Consider the following 20,908-nt stretch of genomic DNA (forward strand, 5'->3'; position numbering starts at 1 on the left):
TCACCCTGCTGGCAGTGGGTGAGCGCCGTTATCAAAGGATACGGGTTCCGAGCCTCACACTTTGGTAGTGACCAAAGGTTGCAGCGCTCCTCGGAAGTGGCAGATTATACGGTTGACTTGCACCCGTCCTGTGGGATGCGGGCCAAATTGGCCCCTGGCGCTCGATGGATAAGCGAGAGCAGCTACTTATTTTGTAGCACCCATAAAAAAACCTCCCGAAGGAGGTTTTTTTGGATACGGACCATCGCCGTGCCTAGTTCACCATGCCCAGCAGGCGTGGCAGCCACAGGGTCAGGCTGGGCCAGAACGTCACCACCAGCAAGAAGCCGATCATGGTTTTGAGCCAGGGCCAGACGGCGACGGTGAGCTCGCTGATGCCCATTTTGGTAATGCCCGATGCCACATACAGGTTCAAGCCGACGGGAGGGTGACACAGGCCCACTTCCATGTTGACGGCCATCAAAATGCCGAAGTGCACCGGGTGGATGCCCATCTTGACGGCCACCGGAAACAGGATGGGGGCCATGATCAGCACAATGGCCGCCGGGTCCATGAAGTTGCCGGCGGCCAGCAGAATCACGTTCACCAGCAGCAGGAATGCCACCAGGCCAAAGCCCTGGGCGCTCATCCACGCGGCCATGGCCTGCGGAATTTGCTCGGAGGTCATCAGGAACGAGAACAGCACCGCGTTGGTGATGATGTACAGCAGCATGGAGCTCATGGCAGCGGCGCTGCGCAGCGACTTGGGCACGTCGCTCAGCTTCAGGTCTTTGTAGACAAACACCGAGATAAAGAACGCATACACCGCCGCCATGGCCGCTGCCTCGGTGGGGGTGAACTTGCCGCTGTAGATGCCGCCGATCACCACCACGATCAGCAGCAGACCCCACATGCTGTCGCGGAAGGCCTGGTAGCGCTCACGCCAGGTGGCCTTGGGCATGCGCGGGTAGTCCAGCTTCTTGGCACGCCACCAGGTGGTCACGCCCAGCAAAAACGACAGGCACAGGCCGGGCACGATACCGGCCAGAAACAGCTGCCCCACCGAGGCCGAGCTGACGGCTTCGCCGTGCGGGCCCACACCGTTCATACCGGCGGTGGCGATGGAGTAAATCACCAGGTTGATGGACGGCGGGAACAAGATGCCGAGTGCGCCCGAGGTGGCAATCACACCCGCGCCGAATTGCTTGGGATAGCCCTGCTTGACCATGGCAGGCAGCATGATGGAGCCCACCGCCACCACGGTGGCCACCGACGAGCCGGAGATGGCTGCAAACAGTGCACAGGCCAGCACGCCCGCCAGCCCCATGCCGCCGTACCAGTGGCCGATCATGGAGGTGCAGAAGTTGATCATCCGCTTGGCCACGCCACCGTGCGTCAGAAAGTTGCCCGCCAGAATGAAGAACGGGATGGCCATGATCTCGAACTTCTCGATGCCGGTAAACAGCTTCAAGGCCACCGAGGCCACAGGCACGTCGGTCAGCGTAAACAGAAAGGTCAGCACCGTCAGGCCCAGCGCGATCGAGATGGGCATGCCGGTGACCATCAAGACCACCAGCAGGGAAAAAATGATAAGGGTATTCATAAACAGTCTCCGGCGGCTCAGTGGGCTTCTTCGTCGACACCGGCGACGGTATGGGCTGCATGGGGCACTTCACCGGTCTGCCAGAAGTGCCAGGCCACCTGCAGGAAGCGAAAGCACATCAGCGACGAACCCAGTGGCACGCAGGAATAGGCGATCCAGGTGGGGATTTCCATGTCGGGCGAGGTGGGGCCTTCGGGTACGTCGCCCAGCTCCAGGCCCAGCTGGTGGAACAGCGCGTAGTGGAAGCCGTTTTCCCACACGAAATGCGCCCCCAGGGTCGCCACCACACCGGTAAACAGCGCACCCGCCAACAGGCCGAACAGCACCAACCATTTGGCCTTTTCGGGGGGCAGCTGGCGCACCAGCACGTCCACGCCCACGTGGGTGCCGTTGCGCACGCCATAGGCGGCACCAAACTTGGCCATCCACACAAACATGTAGATGCACAGCTCTTGCGCCCAGCTCACGTCCATGCGCACGGCATAGTCCTGGATGTAGGGCACGCCGCTCAAGAAGCGGTGCACCACCGCGAAAAAGATCACCAGGGTGGCGGCACCGATCAGGAAGGTGATCAGCCACTCTTCCAGGTGGTTCAGGATTCGATTGAACATGGGTTCTCCAAAAATCGCCACGCCATGGAAAGCCACGGCGGGGGCTGATTTTTTTGGTTACTTGGGGGCCACGAAGCCGGTGGCTTTGTAGGCGGCATCGATGGTGGTCTTGCCCACGCGCGCCTCCATTTCCTTGTGCACCGGCATCAGCGCCTTCTTCCACTCGTTCAGCTCGGCCGGGGTGGGGGTGTAGACGGTGGTTTTGCCGCTGGCCTTGATTTTTTCCAGCGCCTGCACGTTCTCGGTGGCGGCAATCGCGTTGGCATAGGTGGTGGCATCCTTGACCGCGCCTTCCAGCGTGGTGCGGATGTCGGCGGGCAGGCCGTCCCAGAACTTCTTGTTGACGATCACCGCGTAGGCCAGGTGGCCGTGATTGGACAGGGTGATGTGCTTTTGCACTTCATAGGTTTTCTGGGTGTAGAAGTTGGACGGCACGCCTTCGGTGCCATCCACCACGCCGGACTGCAGGGCCTGGTACAGCTCGCTGAAGGCCATCACCTGTGGGATCGCGCCCAGTGCCCGCATCTGCGCGTCCAGCACCTTGGAGCTCTGGATACGCATCTTCATGCCCTTGAAATCGGCCACGGTGTGCAGCGGCTTGTTGGCGCTCATGATGTGGAAACCGTTGTCCCAGTAGGCCAGGCCGTGGATGCCCTTGGGCTCCAGCTTCTTGAACAGCTCGGCACCCAGCGGACCTTCGGTGATGGCGCGGAATGCTGCGTCGTCCTTGAACAGGAACGGCAGGTCAAACACCTCGAATTCTTTTGCGCCCAGCGGGCCGAACTTGGCCAGCGACGGGGCCAGCATCTGCACCGAACCCAGCTGCAGCGCTTCCAGTTCTTCCTTGTCTTTGTACAGCTGGCTGTTGGGGTACAGCTCGACCTTGACCTTGCCCTTGGTGCGCTCTTCGGCCAGTTCCTTGAAGCGCTGTGCGCCCTTGCCCTTGGGGGTGTCGGGGGCGACCACGTGGCTGAACTTGATGACGATGGGAGCCTGCGCGAAAGCGACGGTGGCGGCACACAGGGTGGCGGCGGCGATGGCGGCCTGGACCAAGGTACGGCGGGCAATGGGGTGCATGGTGGTGTCTCCAGAGGGAAATGTTGCGATGGGGCGCAGTGTGTTCTGCGGGCCGCCGGGCGGGTAGTGTGGACTTCCACATTTATCGCCCTGCGGTGCTTCAAAAGCGGGTTTCGCCAGGGTGTCTACCCCTTGAAATGGAGGGCAAACGCTAGACTGCGGCCATGCGCTCTTCCCCCATACCCCACACCGCGCCGCGCCGCGATGCGCGCAGCAAGCTGTGGGCCCTGCCGCTGCTGGCCGCGGTGCTGTTTGTGGCCGGGGTGATCGTGTGGGCCTGGCGCTCCGAGCTGGACGACGCGGCCGACCGCCGCGCCACCATGATTGCCGATGCACTCAGCACCGAAGCCCAGTTGCGTGGCCGCGTGGATGTGGAAATGGCCCACCTGCAAGACCTGGCCAAGCAAATCCCCCAGCTGCCGCGCAATGCCCGGGCGCTGGCGGCCAACGCCGATGTGGCCGAAGGCCTGCGCCGCCTCTGGCTCAGCGTGACCTGGCTGGACGCCAACAACCGCATCGTGGCCCACGTGCCCGAGCAGCACCCCATGACCGACACCGCCATCCGCGAAACCCTGGACAGCGCGGGCGTGTCGGCCCACCTGGTGCAGCCCGCCGGGGCCGACAGGCTGGTGGTGCGCTATTCCGCCGCCCTGCTGCTGCGCCGCGGCGCGCCCTGGTGGCTGACCCGCAAATACGATGTGGAGCTGATCGACAGCTCCGACCAGGCGATTGCCTCGGTGGACGAAGTGCCCCTGCGGCTCGACCCCACCCTGCACGAGAGCTACAAGGTGCAGGTCGGCGGCAACATGCCCGGCACCTACCTGGAACTGAGCCTGCGCGAAGTGCAGCGCCCGTTTTGGCGCAGCCTGCCCATCGTGCTGGTGGGCGGCTTCCTGGGGCTGATGCTGGTGGCCACCGCCCTGCTGCGCCGCCAGATGCGGCAGATCTCGCGGGCCGAAGACGCGTGGCGCACCGAAGCCGCCTGGCGCCAGGCCATGGAAGACTCGGCCCTGGTGGGGCTGCGCGCGCGCGATGCCGATGGCCGCATCCTGTTTGTCAACCGCACCTTTTGCGACATGGTCGGCCTGCCCGCCCAGGCCTTGGTGGGGCTGGCACCGCCCATGCCCTACTGGCCGCCCGAGTCTCTGGCCGAGGTGATGCAGCGCCACAAAAGCAACCTGGCAGGCCACGCCCCGCGCGACGGCTACGAAGCCGTGTGGTGCCACCAGGACGGCCACCAGCTCAACGTGATGGTGTTCGAGTCGCCGCTCATCGATGCCGACGGCACCCAGATCGGCTGGATGGGCTCCATCATCGACATCACCGCCCGCAAGCAGCTCGAAGAACGCCAGCGCCACCAGGCCGAGGCCATGGCCACCCAATCGCGCCTGACCACGCTGGGCGAAGTGGCCTCGGCCCTGGCCCACCAGCTGAACCAGCCGCTCACCGCGGTGATTGGCTACAACGCCGGCCTGCAGCGCATGCTGGGCCAGGATGCCAACGCCAACGCATCGCTGCTCAAGGCGCTCAAAAACCAGGGCGAACAGGCCGCCGAGGCCGGGCGCATCGTGCAGCGCATCCGCGAATTCCTCACCCGCCGCGCGCCCCAGCGCGAGCGCTGCGACCTGGCCGCCGTGGCGCGCCGTGCGGTGGAGCTGCTGCAGCGCGACCTGCAACGCCAGCAGATCCAGATCGACTGGGCGGTACAGCCCGACCTGCCGCCGGTCTTTGCCGACCCCATCCTCATCGAGCAGGTGCTGATCAACCTGGTGCGCAACGCCGCCGATGCGCTGGCGGCCAAGGGCTCCGGCGGGTGCATCCAGATCGCCACCACGCTGCCCCCGCTCCCGGCGCCGCAGCAGGTGCGCCTGGCCGTGGGCGATGACGGCCCCGGCCTGGAAGGCCGCAGCATCGAGCAATTAACCACTGCGTTCTACTCCACCAAGGCCGACGGCATGGGCATGGGGCTGGCCATCTGCCGCTCCATCATCGAGCTGCACCACGGCAGCATGGCCGCTGGCACCAGCCCGCTGGGCGGCGCATCCCTGTCGTTCAGCCTGCCGGTATTCGACACCGCCCTCCACCCCGCGCACGATGAGGAATCCACCCTATGACCCACCCCTACGACACCGTTGCCGTGCACCTGGTGGACGACGAAGCCCCGGTGCGCGAAGCGCTAGAGTTCTTGTTCAGCTCGCACGGCTTCAATGTGCGCAGCTATGCCAGCGGCCCGGCCTTTCTGGCCGCCCTGGACGGCCCCACGCCGGTGCGCGGTTGCATCCTGCTGGATGTGCGCATGGAGCCGATGTCGGGACTGCAGGTGCACGACACCCTGGTGGCGCGCGGCGTGCCGGTGCCGGTGATCTTCTTGACCGGCCACGGCGACATCCCGATGGCGGTGGAGGCGCTGAAAAAAGGCGCGTTCGACTTTGTGGAAAAACCCTTTGGCGATGCCGCCCTGGTGGACCGGGTACGCGACGCACTGGCGGCCGAGGCCGCCCAGCAGCTGCGCCTGGCCGAAGGCGACGCACGCGGTGCCAAGCTGGCCGGCCTCACCCCGCGCGAGCAGGACGTGATGCACCGCGTGGCCGCAGGCAAGCTCAACAAGGTGATTGCCGACGAAATGCACGTCTCCATGCGCACCGTGGAGGTGTACCGCGCCCGGGTCTACGCCAAGCTGGGCGTGCGCTCGGCCGCCGAGGTGGCCACGCTGCTGGCGAAAAGCTGAGATTTATAAAAAATCGGCTGCTTGCGCTTATTCCATCAGCGAAAGCAGCTATCACTTCAATAGCAATACCGTTTTACTTGCTGTAGGTCAGCACGTAGAACTTGTCGTCAAAAAACGTGTTCGCGTAGTAGGGCGAAACGCTGGTGGTGATCTTCTTGGCGTAGTCGGCGCTGCCCTCGGCGGTGATGGCATAGATCTTCTTGCTGCCGTGGTCCATCGCCATGGTGCGCACACCGGCCTGGGTGCCCAGGGCTTCCAACGGTTTGTAGGTATTGGCATCCACCTGCTCAAACACGTTGAGCACCGCGTTCACGCCATTGGCCAAAAACACCCGCTTCAGGCTGGCGTCATACACCACCTCATCATTGCCGCCACCGATCTCGGCGGTGTAGAGGATGGCACCGTTGTCGGCATCCATCACCGCAAACGAGGGCTTCACCGTGGCACTGCCGCGGCAGCCCAGAAAGATGCGGTGGTGGGCGGCATCCAGCGCCAGGCCGTTGGTCTGGGCGCAGCCCGGCGTAGGCCACTGGGCGGTGACCACCATGTCCTTGGTGTTGATGCGGTAGACCGCGTTTTCATCGCGCGAAGCCATGTAGAAATTGCCCTGGCCGTCGGCCTCGGCATGCTCGGGCTTCTTGGTGCTGACCTTGATGGAGCCCACCTGCTTGAGCGAGGGCGCTTGCAGCACCAGCAGCTCGGTGCCGTCCTTGCCCGCCGCCATGTTCACCACGATGCGCTGGGTGCTGGGATCGTAGTGGGTGGCATCCAGCTCCTCGCCCAGCTTGACCGAGGGCTGGGCTTCCAGGGTGGACAGCTTGAAGGGCGTGATGGTGCCGTTTTCGTTGTACGAGATGCCCAGGTCGAACTCCGGCATCAGGGTCGCACCGTTGGAGCTGTCGCTGGCGGTGCTGCCGACCACGGCGATGGCCTTGTGCGTGGCGATGTCGTACACCTGCAGGCCCGCGCCCCGGCGGCCGATGAACAAATGGCCGCGCCCGGCATCCAGCGACACATAGTCCCAGGCCGACCCTTTGCCGGGAATGGCGGTGGCGTTGTCCAGGTGCCAGCCATCGAACGCGGCAGCGGGCATAGACGCACCGGCCACCACGGCCACAGCCGCCGCCACAGAAAACATTTTGAATAAAGACATGCAAACTCCTGGTGGTAAGAGCCCGCATCCTGGGACGCTGCTGGACCCTGCCGCAGGGGGCAAGTACTAACGTATTTTCCACATAGGCGCCGCTGGAGGCGGTCCGGCTCCCCCAGCCCTGCATTCAAAGCAAATGGGCCGCCCACGCTTATCCCATCGGCGCAGGCAGCTCTTATTTTTATAGTATTTCAACCGCCAGAGCGGTTGCTTCGCCGCCGCCTATGCACAGCGTGGCCACGCCCCGGCGCAGGCCGTGGGCTTGTAGGGCATGCAGCAGCGTCACCAGAATACGCGCACCGCTGGCGCCGATGGGATGGCCCAGCGCGCAGGCACCGCCATGCACATTCACCTGGCTGTGCGGCAAGTCCAGCTCGGCCATCAGCGCCATGGGCACCACGGCAAAGGCCTCATTCACTTCCCACAGGTCCACCTCGGCCACACCCCAGCCGATCTTGGCCAGCAGCCTGTGCACGGCCCCCAGCGGCGCGGTGGAAAACCAGGCCGGTGCCTGGGCAAACGTGGCGTGGCCGACGATGCGCGCCAGCGGCTGCAGGCCCAGCTGCGCGGCGGTGGAGGCGCGGGCCAGCACCAGGGCCGCCGCCCCGTCGCTGATGGACGAGCTGCTGGCAGCGGTAATGGTGCCGTCGGGTTTGAACGCCGGTCGCAACGTGGGGATCTTGTCCAGGCGGATCTTGCCCGGGGCTTCGTCGGTGGTGACTTCGGCTCCTTTGGCCAGTACCGGCGTGGTCTCTGCCGCAAACGCGCCCGAGCCAATCGCCGCCTGCGCCCGCTGCACGCTGGCGGTGGCAAACGCGTCCTGCGCCGCGCGGGTAAAGCCGTATTTCGCTGCGCAGTCTTCGCCAAAGCTGCCCATGGAGCGGCCCGGCTCGTAGGCATCTTCCAGCCCGTCCAGCATCATGTGGTCCAGCACCTGGCCGTGGCCGATGCGGATGCCGCTGCGCCCCTGGGGCAGCAGGTGGGGCGCGTTGGTCATGCTCTCCATGCCCCCGGCCACCACCAGGTCGTGGCTGCCCGCCACCAGCATGTCGTGCGCCATCATGGTGGCAAACAGGCCCGAGCCGCACATCTTGGACAGCGTGACCGCCCCCGTGCCCTGCCCCAGCCCGCCCTTGAACCCCGCCTGCCGCGCCGGAGCCTGCCCCTGCCCCGCCATCAGGCAGTTGCCCATCACCACCTGGTCGATCCGCGCCGGGTCCACCCCCGCCCGCGCCACCGCCGCCCCAATAGCCGCCCCGCCCAGATCGTGCGCCGCCAGCGTGGCGAAGGCCCCCTGGAATGCCCCCATGGGGGTGCGGGCGGCGGACAGGATGACGATGGGGTCGGTGGTGGGCATGGTGGCACTCCTTTAGAGGCACTGTACGCCTGCTGGCCCGGCAGGTGCGGCACGGCGAATGGCATGGCGCCCCGGGCAGAAGGGCCCGGCGCCATCCGCCAGCAGATACCGGGGTGCCAAGAAGCGGTGGCTATCGGGATTCATTTTCCCCATTAAAAAAGGGGCCTAGGCCCCTTAATGCATGGTTCACCGTGCGATTTACTTTTCAGCGCGACGGCGGCGTGAAACGGCCAAACCGACCAGTCCCAAACCGAGTAGAGCAATACTGGCGGGTTCAGGCACTTTATTCACAGGGGTGTTTCCAAAGTCCACGCCACCAGAAGCATTGTTAATCGCAACCAAACCATTGGTTGCCGCATCAAAACCGCCCGATGTATTGGTGAAGCTAGTGAACAAGGTGTCGTAAAAAGGATTGGGTGTTACAAAAAACAATGCCCCATCGGCAGTTAAGGAAAATGCCAGAGTTGCATTTAACGAAGTGCCAAATAATTCATTGATACTGGACGAGGCCACGATGCCCGAACCCGAACCCAACAAAACCGTATCCGACGAATGCACCACCGTGCCGCTGCTGGCGTCGGCATTATTTGCCATACTGAATACGCTATTGGATCCGTCAGATTTTTCACCCCACAAAGTAGAGGTTAATGAATTCACGGTGTAGGTGCTGCCAACTGCGCCGAAAGACCCGCTCAACAAACTTGTGGTGTAGCTGTACTCGGCCCACAACGCGTAGCCCTTGGTATTGCTCAATCCTAGACCCGTATCACCGGCGCCCAATAAGCTTCCCTGCGCATCGGTAAATGAAGTCAGCTGAATATAGCCAATACCTGACATGGTCTGGGCGATTGGATTCAACGCGATTAACGTCGATGCCGATCCATTCATGAAGTTGGCATTATAAGTGGGTGCAACATAACCAAAAAAACTTGGATCCACGACAAAACTCGGTGTGGGCGCAGCGAAGGCCGGCAATGTGAAACCAGCTGCAGCAACGACTGCATACATAGCGGCAGTCTTAAATACGTTTTTCATGAAATATCCAGGTTTTAGAGGCAAGGCGAGCACCACTATTGGCGCTGATACATTTGTTACAAGCAATGTACATGCCAATTTTCAAAATCCCTTTGAATCAACGACTTATAAGGAAAAAATACCTTTTCACAAATCCGAGTGTAAGAAAAATCGATATGTTGTATAACGAACAGATAAAACAAAGAAAATCTGTTATAGGAACTTGGAAAATACCGCCAATTCCCGAGCTCTTGTGCAGGTTGTAAAAAGCTGCGCAGGGCGTGCGGTGTCCACACGCCCTGCGCAGCGGCAGCACTGCCGCTTCCGCGCGCCTAGCCTTGTGCGATCGGGATCACCGCGTTCACCGGCACGTAGATTTCCCCGCCTGCGCTTTTGAATTCCTGCGACTTTTCCAGCATGCCCTGTTCGGCTGCGGCGGCTTCGCTCACACCCAGGTTCTTGGCGTACTCGCGCACCTCTTGCGTGATCTTCATGGAGCAGAACTTGGGGCCGCACATGGAGCAAAAGTGCGCCACCTTGGCCGAGTCCTTGGGCAGGGTTTCGTCGTGGAATTTCTTCGCGGTTTCGGGGTCCAGCGACAGGTTGAACTGGTCCATCCAGCGGAACTCGAAGCGGGCCTTGGACAGCGCGTCGTCGCGGTAGCGCGCACCCGGGTGGCCTTTGGCCACGTCGGCGGCGTGGGCGGCGATCTTGTAGGTGATGATGCCCACCTTCACGTCGTCGCGGTCGGGTAGGCCCAGGTGCTCCTTGGGCGTGACGTAGCACAGCATGGCAGTGCCAAACCAGCCGATCATGGCCGCGCCTATGCCGCTGGTGATGTGGTCGTAGCCGGGCGCAATGTCGGTGGTCAGCGGGCCCAGGGTATAGAACGGGGCCTCACCGCAGTGCTTGAGCTGCTCGGTCATGTTCTCCTGCACCATGTGCATGGGCACATGGCCGGGGCCTTCGATCATGACCTGCACGTCCTGCTGCCAGGCGCGTTGCGTCAGCTCGCCCAGGGTGCGCAGTTCGGCAAACTGGGCCTCGTCGTTGGCATCGGCGCTGGAGCCGGGGCGCAGGCCGTCGCCGAGCGAGTAGCTGACGTCGTAGGCCTTCAGGATCTCGGTCATCTCATCGAAGTGGGTGTAGATGAAATTCTCTTGGTGGTGGGCAATGCACCACTTGGCCATGATGGAGCCGCCGCGCGAGACGATACCGGTCATGCGGTTGGCGGTGAGGTGGATGAACGGTAGGCGCACACCGGCGTGCACGGTGAAGTAGTCCACGCCCTGCTCGGCCTGCTCGATCAGGGTGTCGCGGAAGATTTCCCAGGTCAGGTCTTCGGCCACGCCGCCCACTTTTTCCAGCGCCTGGTAGATCGGCACGGTGCCGATGGGCACAGGGCTGTTGCGGATGATCCAGTCGCGGGTGGTGTGGATGTTTTTGCCGGTGGACAGGTCCATCACCGTGTCGGCACCCCAGCGGATCGCCCAGACCAGTTTTTCGACTTCTTCTTCGATGCTGGAGGTGACGGCCGAGTTGCCGATGTTGGCGTTGATCTTGACCAGGAAGTTGCGGCCAATGGCCATGGGCTCGACTTCGGGGTGGTTGATGTTGAGCGGGATCACGGCGCGGCCGCGGGCCACTTCGGAGCGCACGAACTCGGGGGTCATCACCTTCGGGATACTGGCACCGAAGCTGTTGCCTGCCAGGCGCTGGTCGCGCTCGGTGTTGGCAGCGTACTGGGCCATCCACTCCATCTTTTGGTTCTCGCGCAGGGCGACGAATTCCATTTCAGGAGTGATGATGCCTTGGCGGGCGTAGTGCATCTGCGAGACATTGGCACCGGCCTTCGCCCGGCGCGGTGTGCGTTGCAGGCCACTGGCCTGTGCGCGCAACAGATGCAGCGCTTCGTTCTCATCGTTCTTGCGGCCATCGTCCAGCGCGTGCAGGATGCGGGCGGCGTAGGCCTCGGTGTCGCCCCGGGCTTCGATCCAGCCCGCACGCAGGGCCTGCAGACCGGCGCGCACGTCGATCTGGGCGGCGGGGTCGGTGTAGGGGCCGGAGGTGTCGTAGACGGTGACGGCCTCGCCGTTGCTCTGCATGATTTCGCGCAGCGGCACGCGCAGGTCGGGGCGGCTGCCCTGGATGTAGCGCTTGGTACTGGCGGGCAGTGGATCGCAGGCGTAGCGCAGTAACTGGGCGAATTTGTCGGGTGCGTTCATGGGGTCTCCTTTGGATGGTGGAGCCCGGAATGCGCAGCCAGACCGCGCAAACCCCCAAGGAGATGCCCCGCTGCCTTGCGGCTGGGACGTGTAGACGGTAAGCGCCCGTACCCTCCAGGGATAGGACGCAGTCGTCAAGCTCTTCTTACGCTGGTATGAACCAGATCAAGTTCGCGGGTTTGGATTCCATCTCAGCGCAGCCACTGCGCACCCCGGGCAGCGCGCAGTGTACGGCATCGGCTAGCCGGTCCGGCCCAGGCTGAAGCCCCGCGCCCGCAGGAGTTGGCGCAAGGCAGGCAAGGCCGCCACACCGGACTCGTAGCCCGCCTGGACGATTTCCTTGCGCACGGTGAAATCGGTGCTGGAAAAGCGAGCGGTGTCCGGGCGGACCAGGAAGTCGGCGGTTTGCCCCTCCAGCTGCGAGAGCGAGCGGCCCATGATTTCAAACGACTGCAGAATCACCTCGTAGAGGCCCGCACGGGTGCTGTTTTGCGGCAACACGCCCACGTCCACGCCAATCACCACATCGGCTCCCAGCCTGCGGGCAGCCTTGACGGGCAAGGGGCTGACCAGGCCGCCGTCCACCAGTTCCTCGTCGCCAATCACACAGGGCACAAACACCCCGGGAATCGAGCACGATGCGCGTACGGCCGCACCGGCATTGCCGCCAGACAACAGGCGCAGTTCGCCAGATTTCAGTACCGTGGCCACCGCGCCGAACCGGCGCTTGAAGCGCTCCATGGGCACATCCTTGACGTACTGGTTGACCAGCCTTTGTAGCGTTTCGCCAGTGAACATGCCGCGTTTGTTGCCCTGGCCCAGATCGACGATTTCGATGTCGCGCAGCCGCAGTGCTACCTCTTCGATCTGCCAGGGCGTGTAGCCCGCGGCATAAAACGCGCCGACCAGGGACCCGGCACTGGTGCCCGCCACCACCTCGGGGGCCAGACCGGCCTCGACCAGGGCCTTGAGCACGCCGATATGGGCAAATCCCCGGGCCGAACCGGCGCCCAGGGCCACCCCGATTTTGGGACTGGCCGCAGCCGCCTGCGCGAGCCAGGGTGCAGTCCCTGCAGCGGCCAGCAGTGTCCGGCGCAACATTACCGATTGTCCGGTAGCTGGATCAGACCTTCGTCCACCATCTTGCGCAGTTTGTCGAAAGCCGACGCAAACGCGTTGGCGGGTTCGCCCTGGGTCAAGGTTTCCACCTTTTCGTCCAGCACCATCAGCTCGACGCGGCGGTTCAGCGTGCGCCCCTGGTCGCTGGCGTTGGAGGCAACCGGTCGGTGGTAGGCGAAGCCTGCGGAGACGATGCGCCGGGGCTCGACACCGCGCTCTTCCAAGGCCTTGCGCAACGCACGGGCCCGGTTGTCGGACAAGGTCTGGTTCATATCCAGGCCCCCCACGTTGTCGGTATGGCCCTCCACGCTGACATCGTGGGTGGTTTTGTTTTTCAGCAAGCTGGCCAGGCGGTCCAGGTAGGGTGCGGCTTCCTCGGTTTTGAAGGTGTACTCGCCGGTGGCGAACAACACCGTGACAGGCAGAACAATTTGCACGCCCCGCTCGGTTTGCTCGATATCCAGCGTGGGGCCGGTGTAGGCCACCGGTGCGGGCGGTGGGGTCTGGCAGGCGGCCAGCGCCACGCCCAGCACCACTGCGGCGCCCAGACGCCCCCCGTGCCAGGCGCGCAGTCGAAGTTTTGAATTGTCCATGGTGTGAATTTTTCCTGTGTCTTGGTGGGGGCATACATGGCGGTGGACCGCATGGATGTGGCAGGTGAACGCAAGCAAGGCGGTCACGGAAAGCCCAGGAATTTTATCGTCCGCACATATTTTTAAATTGAAAATTGCATGCGTGTGTACAAAACAAGGGTAAAGCCCGGCGTGAACCGGAACTTTTTCACACCCTCACGCTGAATTCAAGCCGCCCCGAAGCGTTTGTCCTGCTCGTACGGGAAGACGTCGTGTACGTAGCCCGCCTGGATGCGCTCCTTGTGCGCTTGCCAGAAGCTGGCCTCCAGCAAATCGGCGTGGTGGCGCATGAAGGCTTCGCGCACCAGCGGGTTGCCCAGCAAGAAGGGGCCAAAAGTTTCGGGAAATACGTCCTTGGGGCCGACCCGGTACCAGATCTCGCCGCTCATTTCCTCCTCTTCGTTGCGCGGCTGGGGCACGGTGCGGAAGTTGCAGTCGGTGAGGTATTCGATCTCGTCGTAATCGTAGAACACCACCTTGCCGTGGCGTGTCACGCCAAAGTTCTTCCACAGCATGTCGCCGGGAAAGATGTTGGCGGCCACCAGGTCCTTGATGGCGTTGCCGTACTCGACCACCGAGCGCTCGATCTGGGCGCGGGCCCGGCGGTCGTCCGGGCCCGCGTCAAAGGCCTCCTGCAGGTAGATATTGAGCGGGATCATGCGGCGCTCGATGTAGACGTGCTTGATGACCACCTCCAGCTGCCCATCCCCATCGCGGTCGCTGATTTCCAGCTGGCTGGGGGCACACTTTTCCAGCTCGGCAATCACTGCGTCGCTGAACCGGTCGCGCGGAAATGCCACCTCGCTGTACTCCAGCGTATCGGCCATGCGGCCCACGCGGTCGTGCTGCTTGACCAGCAAATACTTGGCCTTGATCTGCTCGCGGGTGGTGTCTTTTTGCGGCGGAAAGTAGTCTTTGATGACCTTGAACACGTAGGGAAACGACGGCATGTCGAACACCAGCATCACCATGCCCTTGATGCCCGGCGCAATGCGGAACTGGTCGGTGGAATGGCGCTGGTGCAGCAGCAGATCGCGGTAAAACAAGGTCTTGCCCTGCTTGGCCAGGCCGAGCGCGTTGTAGATTTCATTGCGCGGCTTGCGCGGCATCATGCTGCGCAGAAACTGCACGTAGGCGCTGGGGATTTCCATGTCCACCATGAAGTAGGCGCGCGCAAAGCTGAACAGCAACAGCATGTCGTCTTCGCCAAACAGCGCGGCATCGATGGCCAGGCGGTCCTGCGCATCGTGCAGGATGGGCAGGGCAAACGGGTGCTCCTGGAAGCCGTTGATCACCTTGCCGCAGATGTACGCCCCCTTGTTGCGGAAGAACAGGCTGGTGAGCACCTGGATCTGGAAATTGGCCCGCAGCGTCACCTCGCCCAGTTGCAGGCGCACCGCCGCCTCTACATAGGCGATGTCGCGCACCAGGTCGCCAAACGCGCGCTGCAGGTCGAAGTCTTGCACCATCTGCAGCAGCACGGCCCCCAGGTTGGCGCGGGTGGGGTAGTAGGCGCGGTAGGTGGGGCGTGGTTCGGTGGCTTCCAGGTACTCGGTGCTGACCGCCGGGCGCACGAAGATGAAGTCGTTCTGGAAGTAGCTGCGGTGCAGTATCTTGGTGGTGACCGAATTGAAAAAGGTCTCGGCGAGTTCGGGTTGGCGGTGGTCGACCAGCAGGCCGATGTAGTGCAGCTTGACCTGCTGCCACACATCCATGCCCTGCTCCCCCGCCTTGAACTCGCGCTCCAGCCGGGTCGAGCATTCACGCACCCGCAGGTCGTAGAACTCAATGCGCTCGCGCTGGGCCCGCTGCTGGCCGTGCCAGTCGGCGGTTTCAAACCGGTGCTTGGCCCGGGCCGATTCGGAGCGGAACAGCCGGTAATGCCGGTTGAAGCCGTCCACCATGGCCTTGGCAATGTCGTAGGCGAGCGGGGAATCCAGGCGTTGGGGAAACATGGGCACAGTCTACCCAGACGGGGCTTCTCAGCCCGCTGCGCGCCCTGCCTGGCCGCGCACGGCACCGGCCACGCCCGCCACCGCTGCCCGGTAGGCCGCCTCCAGCCCCTCGATGCCGTTGACCGTGATGTGCAGGTTTTGCAGCAGGCCGTCGTGGATGCCGTAGACCCAGCCGTGCACGGTGACTTTCTGGCCCCGCGCCCAGGCATCGACCATGACGGTGCTTTGGCAGACGTTGACCACCTGCTCAATGGCGTTGAGCTCGACCAGCGCGTCATGGCGTTGGGGTTCGGCAATCTGGTCCAGCAGGTTCCAGTGGCGGTCCCGCACGTCCTGGATGTGGCGCAGCCAATTGTCGGCCAGGCCGACCCGCTGGCCGGCCAGCGCCGCCGCCACGCCCGAGCAGCCGTAGTGGCCCACCACGGTGATGTGCTCGACCTTGATCACGTCCACCGCAAACTGTACGGTGGACAGCGCGTTCAGGTCCGAATGCACCACCACGTTGGCCACGTTGCGGTGCACAAACACCTCGCCCGGCGCCAGGCCCATGATCTCGTTGGCCGGGACGCGGCTGTCGGAGCAGCCGATCCACATGTACTTGGGCTTTTGCTGGCGCGTGAGTTCGGTAAAAAAACCGGGGCGCTCGCGCTCCATCTCGGCGGCCCAGGCACGGTTATTGGCAAAAATATCGGGTATGGATTGGGTCATATGTGTATTTTGCCGCCACAGGGACGGGCCAGATCATCAGAATTAAGCATGAAATTGGCAGCCTGCGCTTATGCCATAAGCACAAGCAGCTACTAAAACTGCAGCAAATCAACCGGGTTACCAAACCCGCATCCGGCCCTGCCCCGCGCGGTTGACGTTGACGTTAACGTCAAGTATAGCCAGGCTTGGGCCTCATAGGGGATGCCCTGCCCCCACGCGCCCCGCCCTGGGCGGAGAATCGCGCGGCGGCATGCGGTCCGCAGCCACCCCAGGAGACAACCATGACGCTATTTCACAAATACCACCCCCTGCGCCCTTATGCATTCCTGTTGGTGGGGCTGGTATCGGTCAGCACGCTGCTGGCGCAAAACCCGGGCTTGCAACGCACGGTGGTCGGGCGGGCCGATGTGTCGATCGCCGGGCACGAGGCGGTGGTGGCGCGGGTCGAGGTGGCTCCTGGCGCCAAAGCCGGGCGGCACACCCACCCCGGCGATGAAATCAGCTACGTGCTCGAAGGCGAGGCCACCCTGCTGGTCGATGGCCAGCCGCCGCGGGTCATCAAGGCGGGCGAGTCGTTTGTGGTGCCCGCTGGGGTGGTGCACGATGCCCACAACGACGGGGCCGTACCCACCAAACTGGTGGGCGTGTACGTGGTGGAAAAAGGCAAGCCGCTGGCCTCGCCCGCGCCATAACACCTTCAGGCAGTTTTTGCCTGTTTGCGGCTCTTGGAGAGCTGCGCCTGCGCTTCCTTCTCGTGGGCCTTGACCTCGTCGATATTGGCTTGCAGCTCGGCCATCTGCTCTTCCAGTTGCTGGCGGTGCGCGGCCAGCACGTCCAGAAACTTACCCAGCTGGGCGGTGGTGTCGCGTGGGCTGTCGTACATGTCGATGACTTCCCTGGCCTGCGTCAGGCTCAGGCCCAGGCGTTTGGCGCGCAGGGTCAGTTTGAGGCGGGTCCTGTCGCGCTGGCTGTAGACGCGGGTGCGGCCACCCGGGCCGCTGCGCGTGGGCTGCAGCAGGCCCATGTCTTCGTAAAAGCGGATGGCCCGGGTGGTCAGGTCGAACTCAAGGGCCAGGTCGCTGATGCTGTAGGTGCTTATCGCCATGGTGTCAAAGGGTTGCAAAGAGCGGGCCTAGAATGACTTTTACGTAAACGTCAACACAAAAGCCGACTATAGCGCCATGAATCTGCTCGAACAACAACTCCACTACCCCCTGGGCGATGCCCTGCCCGCACAGGGCGACACCCTGGCGGTGGCACCCGGCGTGCGCTGGATCCGCATGGCGCTGCCGTTCGCGCTGAACCACATCAACCTGTGGCTGCTGGAGGACGAAATCGACGGCCAGCGCGGTTGGAGCGTGGTGGACTGCTGCATCAGCGCCGACGCGTCCCGCGCCCAGTGGGAGGCCATTTTTGCCACCCAACTCGGCGGCTTGCCCATCCTGCGCGTCATCGTGACCCACATGCATCCTGACCACATCGGCCTGGCTGCCTGGCTATGTGCGCGATGGAATGCTCCCCTGTGGATTAGCGCCACCGACTACTTTGTGGCCGAGCACAACATCGCCCACTCCAGCGGCAACGGCGGGCCGGGCGCTGCCGAGTTCTTCCAGAAACACGGCCTGAGCGACCCGCAAGCGGTCGATAAAATCCGCGCCCGCACCGGCTATTTTTCGGCCATGGTGCCCAGCCTGCCGCCTAGCTTTGTGCGCATGCAAGACGGCCAGACGTTGCGCATCGGCGGGCGCGACTGGCGCTGCATCAGCGGCTATGGCCACGCGCCGGAGCACATTGCGCTGTACTGTGCGCAGACCCGGGTGCTTATCGGCGGTGACATGATGCTGCCGCGCATCTCCACCAATGTGAGCGTGTTCGATGTAGAGCCCGAAAGCAACCCGCTGCAGCAGTTTCTGGACTCGATCGACAAGTTCACGCCCCTGCACGCCGACACCCTCACCCTGCCCGCCCACGGCAAGCCCTTCCAGGGTCTGCACACCCGCATCCAGCAGTTGCACGACCACCACCGCGACCACCTGGCCCGCGTGATGGCTTTCGCCCAACAGCAACCGTGCAGCGCAGCCGACATCCTGCCCGTGCTGTTTACCCGCGTGCTCGACCTGCACCAGACCACCTTCGCCATGGGCGAGGCGGTGGCGCATTTGCACAAATTGTGGGTCGATGGCTACCTGCAGCGCGTGCGCGGAGCAGATGGCGTGTACCGGTTTGGCCCGACCGCGCTGGCCTATCCCGACAGCGCGCTGCTGGAGCCCAGCGAGGCCGTACCCGTCAGCGCATAAACACGGTTTTACAGCTCATCCCATCTGGGAACCACCACGCTGCGCAACTCGGCACGCAGCGGCGCATAGCCGGGCACGATAGAAGCCACCGTGGCCCAGAACTGGGCGCTGTGGTCCATAAAGCGCAGATGGCTCAGCTCGTGCACCACCACGTAGTCCACCACGGCCATGCGGTGGTGCAGCAGCCGCCAATTCAGCCGGATCGACCCGAGGGTGCTGGCGCTGCCCCAGCGCGTGGTGGCGTTGGACAAGGCCAGGCGCTTCCACTGCACGCCCAGTAGCGGCGCAAAGTGGTTCAGGCGCTCCACGAACAGGGCCCGCGCCTGCAGCAGCAGCCACTTGTGCACGGCAGCGCGGATCTGCGCGGGCGCGGCATCCAGCGGCAAGCCCAGGCGCAATGTGTTGTCGATCACCAGCGCCCCCTTGTGCGCGCGGTGCAGTGCGGGCTCCAGCACCAGCGTCAGCGGCTGGCCCAGGTAGGGAAACGCCGAGCCGTTTTGCCAGGCCACCCGCGTGGCCTGTTGCTGCGCTTGGCGCTCCTGCGACTGGCCGAGCTTTTGCACGATCCAGCCGCCCTTGCTGCGCACCGCCGCGTCCACCTCCGCCAGCGGCACCCATTTCGGGGCGCTGACCACCAGACCTTGCGCACCCACCACAAAGCCGATGCTGCGGCGCTTGCTGCGTTTGAACGCGTAAGCCACCAAGGCACCCGGCAATTGGGCTTCGCGGTTGGCGGCGGGATGCCGAAATTGGGTTGGTTCAGATACCGTGCCCCACACCATGGCAGGAAGCACGGGCCCATGCGCATCCATTTCGGGTGCGACCAGCGCGATATCGGTGGGCGCCACTGCAGGGTCTCTTGTGGGACGTGGGCGTCCTTTAGAAACAAGTGGTGCGGCAGGAGCCTTGGGTTCGAGACCCAAAAGATCCCGAGTGAACTTCAAGAGGCTGGACATAGGCGGAAAGTTTAGCGTGGTGTCGCCTGCAGCCCCCATTTACCATACCAACAACCCCAGCGGCCATCCGCAAAACGCCGACAACGCGCGCCACATCAGCGCTGCGAGCAGCGAGAGGTTAGCGGTACGCCTCGGGGTCCAGGCGGCGCATTTCGGCTTCGATCCAGGCCTGCACCTCGGCCATCAGCTCGTCCGGGCGGCGGCCCACGCTGGGGATGGGCTTGCCGATGGAGATGTCCACAATGCCCGGCGTCTTGATGAAGGCCTTGCGCGGCCAGCATTTGGCCGAGGTGACGGCGATCGGGATCACCGGTACGCCGCACTGGATGGCCAGGCGGGTCCCGCCGGTCTTGTATTCGCCGACCTGGCCACGGTCGATGCGGGTGCCCTCGGGGAACATGATGATCCAGGTGCCCTGCCCCACCAGCCGCTTGCCCGAAGCCACCAACTTCTTGAACGCCTGCGTGCCCTGGCTGCGGTCGATGTGGATCATGTCCATGCAGGCCATGGCCCAGCCGAAAAACGGCACGTACAGCAGCTCTTTCTTGAACACGTAGGCCAGCGGGCGCGGCATGATGGCGGGCATCAGCAGCGCCTCCCAGGTGGACTGGTGCTTGACCAGCAGCACGGCCGAATCCAGCGCGCCGGTGGGCAGGTTTTCCATGCCGGTGATGCGGTTCTGGATGCCCAGTATCACAGTGCCGCTGTCTACCGCCAGCTTCAGCCAGCGCGCACACGCCCAGTACACCGCCGTGGGTCCGGCAAACAGCCGGATCACAAACACGGCCGAGGCCCAGGGGATGACGGTGACCGCCAAAAACAGCATGTGCAAAACAGAGCGGATGAAAGGCATTTTTTAGTCTTTTTGGCAGCTAACGCTTATTCCATAAGCACGAGCAGCTATAAATTAAGGAGTATCAGACCGCCGGCGTTTTGGCCGCCAGCTCGCGGTGGATCAGAAAGGTGGCAAACGCCAGCAGGTCCTGGTGGATCCAGGTGCCCACCGGAAACTCCGGCGGCAACACACCCGGTCCGCGAAACCGTGCGGCCTTGCCGGTCAGCACCACGTGCGGTTCGCAGCCCACCGCCACCCCGGCCTGCAGGTCGCGCAGGCTGTCGCCCACCGTGGGCACGCCGTGCAGGTCGATGCCAAAGCGCTCGCCGATCTGCTCGAACAGCCCTGGCGCGGGTTTGCGGCAGTGGCAACCGTCGTCGGGTGCGTGCGGGCAAAAGAACACCGCGTCGATCTTGCCGCCCGCCGCCGCCAACAGTTTGAACATCTTGGCATGCATGGCATTGAGCGCCGCCATGTCAAACAGGCCCCGCCCCAAGCCTGACTGGTTAGTCGCCACCACCACATGCCAGCCCGCATGGTTGAGCTTGGCAATCGCCTCCAGCGCGCCGGGCAGCGGCAGCCATTCTTCGGGCGACTTGACGAACTCGTCGCTATCCACATTGATGGTGCCGTCGCGGTCGAGGATGGCGAGTTTCATGCGG

19 protein-coding genes and 2 riboswitches are annotated in these 20,908 nt (G+C 63.6%); of the genes, 4 read left to right on the plus strand and 15 right to left on the minus strand.

Annotation, left to right across the window (positions count from 1 at the left end; translation table 11 throughout):
* Window positions 1–13 precede the first annotated feature (13 nt).
* Window positions 14–98, minus strand: a riboswitch (S-adenosyl-L-homocysteine riboswitch).
* Window positions 99–253: 155 nt separating this feature from the next.
* From AB3G31_RS18990 to AB3G31_RS19000, 3 genes are read right to left on the minus strand one after another with little or no spacing between them, the layout of a single operon-like run.
* Window positions 254–1,582, minus strand: a complete 1,329-nt coding sequence (locus AB3G31_RS18990) for a TRAP transporter large permease (RefSeq protein WP_367847619.1) — start codon at window positions 1,580–1,582, stop codon at window positions 254–256.
* 17 nt (window positions 1,583–1,599) lie between these two features.
* Window positions 1,600–2,193 (minus strand): TRAP transporter small permease, encoded by a 594-nt coding sequence (locus AB3G31_RS18995; RefSeq protein WP_367847620.1) that lies wholly within the window; start codon window positions 2,191–2,193, stop codon window positions 1,600–1,602.
* Window positions 2,194–2,250: 57 nt separating this feature from the next.
* On the minus strand, window positions 2,251–3,261 hold the full coding sequence (locus AB3G31_RS19000) for a TRAP transporter substrate-binding protein (RefSeq protein WP_367850387.1): 1,011 nt from the start codon (window positions 3,259–3,261) through the stop codon (window positions 2,251–2,253).
* Between the two features lie 173 nt (window positions 3,262–3,434).
* Here AB3G31_RS19000 and AB3G31_RS19005 point away from each other — a divergent pair, with 173 nt between their 5' ends.
* Together AB3G31_RS19005 and AB3G31_RS19010 are read left to right on the plus strand one after the other, a co-directional pair.
* On the plus strand, window positions 3,435–5,384 hold the full coding sequence (locus AB3G31_RS19005) for a sensor histidine kinase (RefSeq protein WP_367847621.1): 1,950 nt from the start codon (window positions 3,435–3,437) through the stop codon (window positions 5,382–5,384).
* Window positions 5,381–5,998, plus strand: coding sequence for a response regulator transcription factor (locus AB3G31_RS19010; RefSeq protein WP_367847622.1), 618 nt, complete (start codon window positions 5,381–5,383; stop codon window positions 5,996–5,998). Before AB3G31_RS19005 ends, AB3G31_RS19010 begins: the two co-directional genes overlap by 4 nt.
* A gap of 73 nt (window positions 5,999–6,071) precedes the next feature.
* On the opposite strand, the gene AB3G31_RS19015 is transcribed toward AB3G31_RS19010, so the two are convergent.
* The 8 genes from AB3G31_RS19015 to can form a co-directional block, all read right to left on the minus strand.
* Complete coding sequence (locus AB3G31_RS19015) at window positions 6,072–7,151, minus strand: YncE family protein (protein ID WP_367847623.1); 1,080 nt, start codon at window positions 7,149–7,151, stop codon at window positions 6,072–6,074.
* 178 nt (window positions 7,152–7,329) lie between these two features.
* Window positions 7,330–8,505 (minus strand): acetyl-CoA C-acyltransferase, encoded by a 1,176-nt coding sequence (locus AB3G31_RS19020; protein WP_367847624.1) that lies wholly within the window; start codon window positions 8,503–8,505, stop codon window positions 7,330–7,332.
* Window positions 8,506–8,703: 198 nt separating this feature from the next.
* Window positions 8,704–9,540: a flocculation-associated PEP-CTERM protein PepA gene (gene pepA, locus AB3G31_RS19025; protein ID WP_367847625.1), complete on the minus strand. Its 837-nt coding sequence runs from the start codon at window positions 9,538–9,540 to the stop codon at window positions 8,704–8,706.
* A gap of 311 nt (window positions 9,541–9,851) precedes the next feature.
* Complete coding sequence (gene thiC, locus AB3G31_RS19030) at window positions 9,852–11,744, minus strand: phosphomethylpyrimidine synthase ThiC (protein ID WP_367847626.1); 1,893 nt, start codon at window positions 11,742–11,744, stop codon at window positions 9,852–9,854.
* 124 nt (window positions 11,745–11,868) lie between these two features.
* Window positions 11,869–11,969: riboswitch (TPP riboswitch) on the minus strand.
* A gap of 15 nt (window positions 11,970–11,984) precedes the next feature.
* The gene (locus tag AB3G31_RS19035) at window positions 11,985–12,845 is read right to left on the minus strand and encodes a patatin-like phospholipase family protein (RefSeq protein ID WP_367847627.1); all 861 of its coding nucleotides are present in this window, start codon (window positions 12,843–12,845) and stop codon (window positions 11,985–11,987) included.
* Window positions 12,845–13,456, minus strand: coding sequence for an OmpA family protein (locus tag AB3G31_RS19040; RefSeq protein ID WP_367847628.1), 612 nt, complete (start codon window positions 13,454–13,456; stop codon window positions 12,845–12,847). The genes AB3G31_RS19035 and AB3G31_RS19040 overlap by 1 nt, the downstream gene beginning before the upstream one ends.
* Before the next feature lie 206 nt (window positions 13,457–13,662).
* The gene (gene aceK / locus AB3G31_RS19045; RefSeq protein ID WP_367847629.1) at window positions 13,663–15,450 is read right to left on the minus strand and encodes a bifunctional isocitrate dehydrogenase kinase/phosphatase; all 1,788 of its coding nucleotides are present in this window, start codon (window positions 15,448–15,450) and stop codon (window positions 13,663–13,665) included.
* 27 nt (window positions 15,451–15,477) lie between these two features.
* Window positions 15,478–16,158 (minus strand): carbonate dehydratase, encoded by a 681-nt coding sequence (gene can, locus AB3G31_RS19050; protein ID WP_367847630.1) that lies wholly within the window; start codon window positions 16,156–16,158, stop codon window positions 15,478–15,480.
* 281 nt (window positions 16,159–16,439) lie between these two features.
* On the opposite strand from can, the gene AB3G31_RS19055 reads away from it, so the two are divergent.
* Window positions 16,440–16,850, plus strand: coding sequence for a cupin domain-containing protein (locus tag AB3G31_RS19055; RefSeq protein WP_367847631.1), 411 nt, complete (start codon window positions 16,440–16,442; stop codon window positions 16,848–16,850).
* A 5-nt stretch (window positions 16,851–16,855) separates the two neighbouring features.
* On the opposite strand, the gene AB3G31_RS19060 is transcribed toward AB3G31_RS19055, so the two are convergent.
* A complete protein-coding gene (locus tag AB3G31_RS19060; RefSeq protein WP_367847632.1) occupies window positions 16,856–17,263 on the minus strand; it encodes a MerR family DNA-binding transcriptional regulator in 408 nt (135 codons plus the stop codon).
* A gap of 76 nt (window positions 17,264–17,339) precedes the next feature.
* Here AB3G31_RS19060 and AB3G31_RS19065 point away from each other — a divergent pair, with 76 nt between their 5' ends.
* On the plus strand, window positions 17,340–18,455 hold the full coding sequence (locus AB3G31_RS19065) for an MBL fold metallo-hydrolase (RefSeq protein WP_367847633.1): 1,116 nt from the start codon (window positions 17,340–17,342) through the stop codon (window positions 18,453–18,455).
* Between the two features lie 8 nt (window positions 18,456–18,463).
* Here AB3G31_RS19065 and AB3G31_RS19070 read toward each other — a convergent pair whose 3' ends face one another.
* The 3 genes from AB3G31_RS19070 to gmhB all read right to left on the minus strand — a co-directional run bounded on the left by AB3G31_RS19070 (window position 18,464) and on the right by gmhB (window position 20,904).
* Window positions 18,464–19,303, minus strand: coding sequence for a M48 family metallopeptidase (locus tag AB3G31_RS19070; protein WP_367847634.1), 840 nt, complete (start codon window positions 19,301–19,303; stop codon window positions 18,464–18,466).
* A 226-nt stretch (window positions 19,304–19,529) separates the two neighbouring features.
* The gene (locus tag AB3G31_RS19075; protein ID WP_367847635.1) at window positions 19,530–20,264 is read right to left on the minus strand and encodes a lysophospholipid acyltransferase family protein; all 735 of its coding nucleotides are present in this window, start codon (window positions 20,262–20,264) and stop codon (window positions 19,530–19,532) included.
* A gap of 64 nt (window positions 20,265–20,328) precedes the next feature.
* Window positions 20,329–20,904 carry a D-glycero-beta-D-manno-heptose 1,7-bisphosphate 7-phosphatase gene (gene gmhB, locus AB3G31_RS19080; protein ID WP_367847636.1) on the minus strand — a complete coding sequence of 192 codons (576 nt, stop codon included), beginning with the start codon at window positions 20,902–20,904 and terminating at the stop codon, window positions 20,329–20,331.
* Window positions 20,905–20,908: the final 4 nt, after the last annotated feature.

Origin of the sequence: Rhodoferax sp. WC2427 (assembly GCF_040822085.1) — a bacterium.
GTDB lineage: Bacteria > Pseudomonadota > Gammaproteobacteria > Burkholderiales > Burkholderiaceae_C > Rhodoferax_B.

Excerpts from the sequence above, each read along its gene's own strand:
- can (WP_367847630.1), bottom strand. The coding sequence starts at position 16,158 with ATGACCCAATCCATACCCGATATTTTTGCCAATAACCGTGCCTGGGCC.
- AB3G31_RS19010 (WP_367847622.1), top strand. The coding sequence starts at position 5,381 with ATGACCCACCCCTACGACACCGTTGCCGTGCACCTGGTGGACGACGAA.
- AB3G31_RS18995 (WP_367847620.1), bottom strand. The coding sequence starts at position 2,193 with ATGTTCAATCGAATCCTGAACCACCTGGAAGAGTGGCTGATCACCTTC.
- AB3G31_RS19005 (WP_367847621.1), top strand. The coding sequence starts at position 3,435 with ATGCGCTCTTCCCCCATACCCCACACCGCGCCGCGCCGCGATGCGCGC.
- AB3G31_RS18990 (WP_367847619.1), bottom strand. The coding sequence starts at position 1,582 with ATGAATACCCTTATCATTTTTTCCCTGCTGGTGGTCTTGATGGTCACC.
- AB3G31_RS19020 (WP_367847624.1), bottom strand. The coding sequence starts at position 8,505 with ATGCCCACCACCGACCCCATCGTCATCCTGTCCGCCGCCCGCACCCCC.
- AB3G31_RS19040 (WP_367847628.1), bottom strand. The coding sequence starts at position 13,456 with ATGGACAATTCAAAACTTCGACTGCGCGCCTGGCACGGGGGGCGTCTG.
- AB3G31_RS19065 (WP_367847633.1), top strand. The coding sequence starts at position 17,340 with ATGAATCTGCTCGAACAACAACTCCACTACCCCCTGGGCGATGCCCTG.
- AB3G31_RS19075 (WP_367847635.1), bottom strand. The coding sequence starts at position 20,264 with ATGCCTTTCATCCGCTCTGTTTTGCACATGCTGTTTTTGGCGGTCACC.
- gmhB (WP_367847636.1), bottom strand. The coding sequence starts at position 20,904 with ATGAAACTCGCCATCCTCGACCGCGACGGCACCATCAATGTGGATAGC.
- thiC (WP_367847626.1), bottom strand. The coding sequence starts at position 11,744 with ATGAACGCACCCGACAAATTCGCCCAGTTACTGCGCTACGCCTGCGAT.
- AB3G31_RS19035 (WP_367847627.1), bottom strand. The coding sequence starts at position 12,845 with ATGTTGCGCCGGACACTGCTGGCCGCTGCAGGGACTGCACCCTGGCTC.
- AB3G31_RS19055 (WP_367847631.1), top strand. The coding sequence starts at position 16,440 with ATGACGCTATTTCACAAATACCACCCCCTGCGCCCTTATGCATTCCTG.
- AB3G31_RS19015 (WP_367847623.1), bottom strand. The coding sequence starts at position 7,151 with ATGTCTTTATTCAAAATGTTTTCTGTGGCGGCGGCTGTGGCCGTGGTG.
- aceK (WP_367847629.1), bottom strand. The coding sequence starts at position 15,450 with ATGTTTCCCCAACGCCTGGATTCCCCGCTCGCCTACGACATTGCCAAG.
- pepA (WP_367847625.1), bottom strand. The coding sequence starts at position 9,540 with ATGAAAAACGTATTTAAGACTGCCGCTATGTATGCAGTCGTTGCTGCA.
- AB3G31_RS19060 (WP_367847632.1), bottom strand. The coding sequence starts at position 17,263 with ATGGCGATAAGCACCTACAGCATCAGCGACCTGGCCCTTGAGTTCGAC.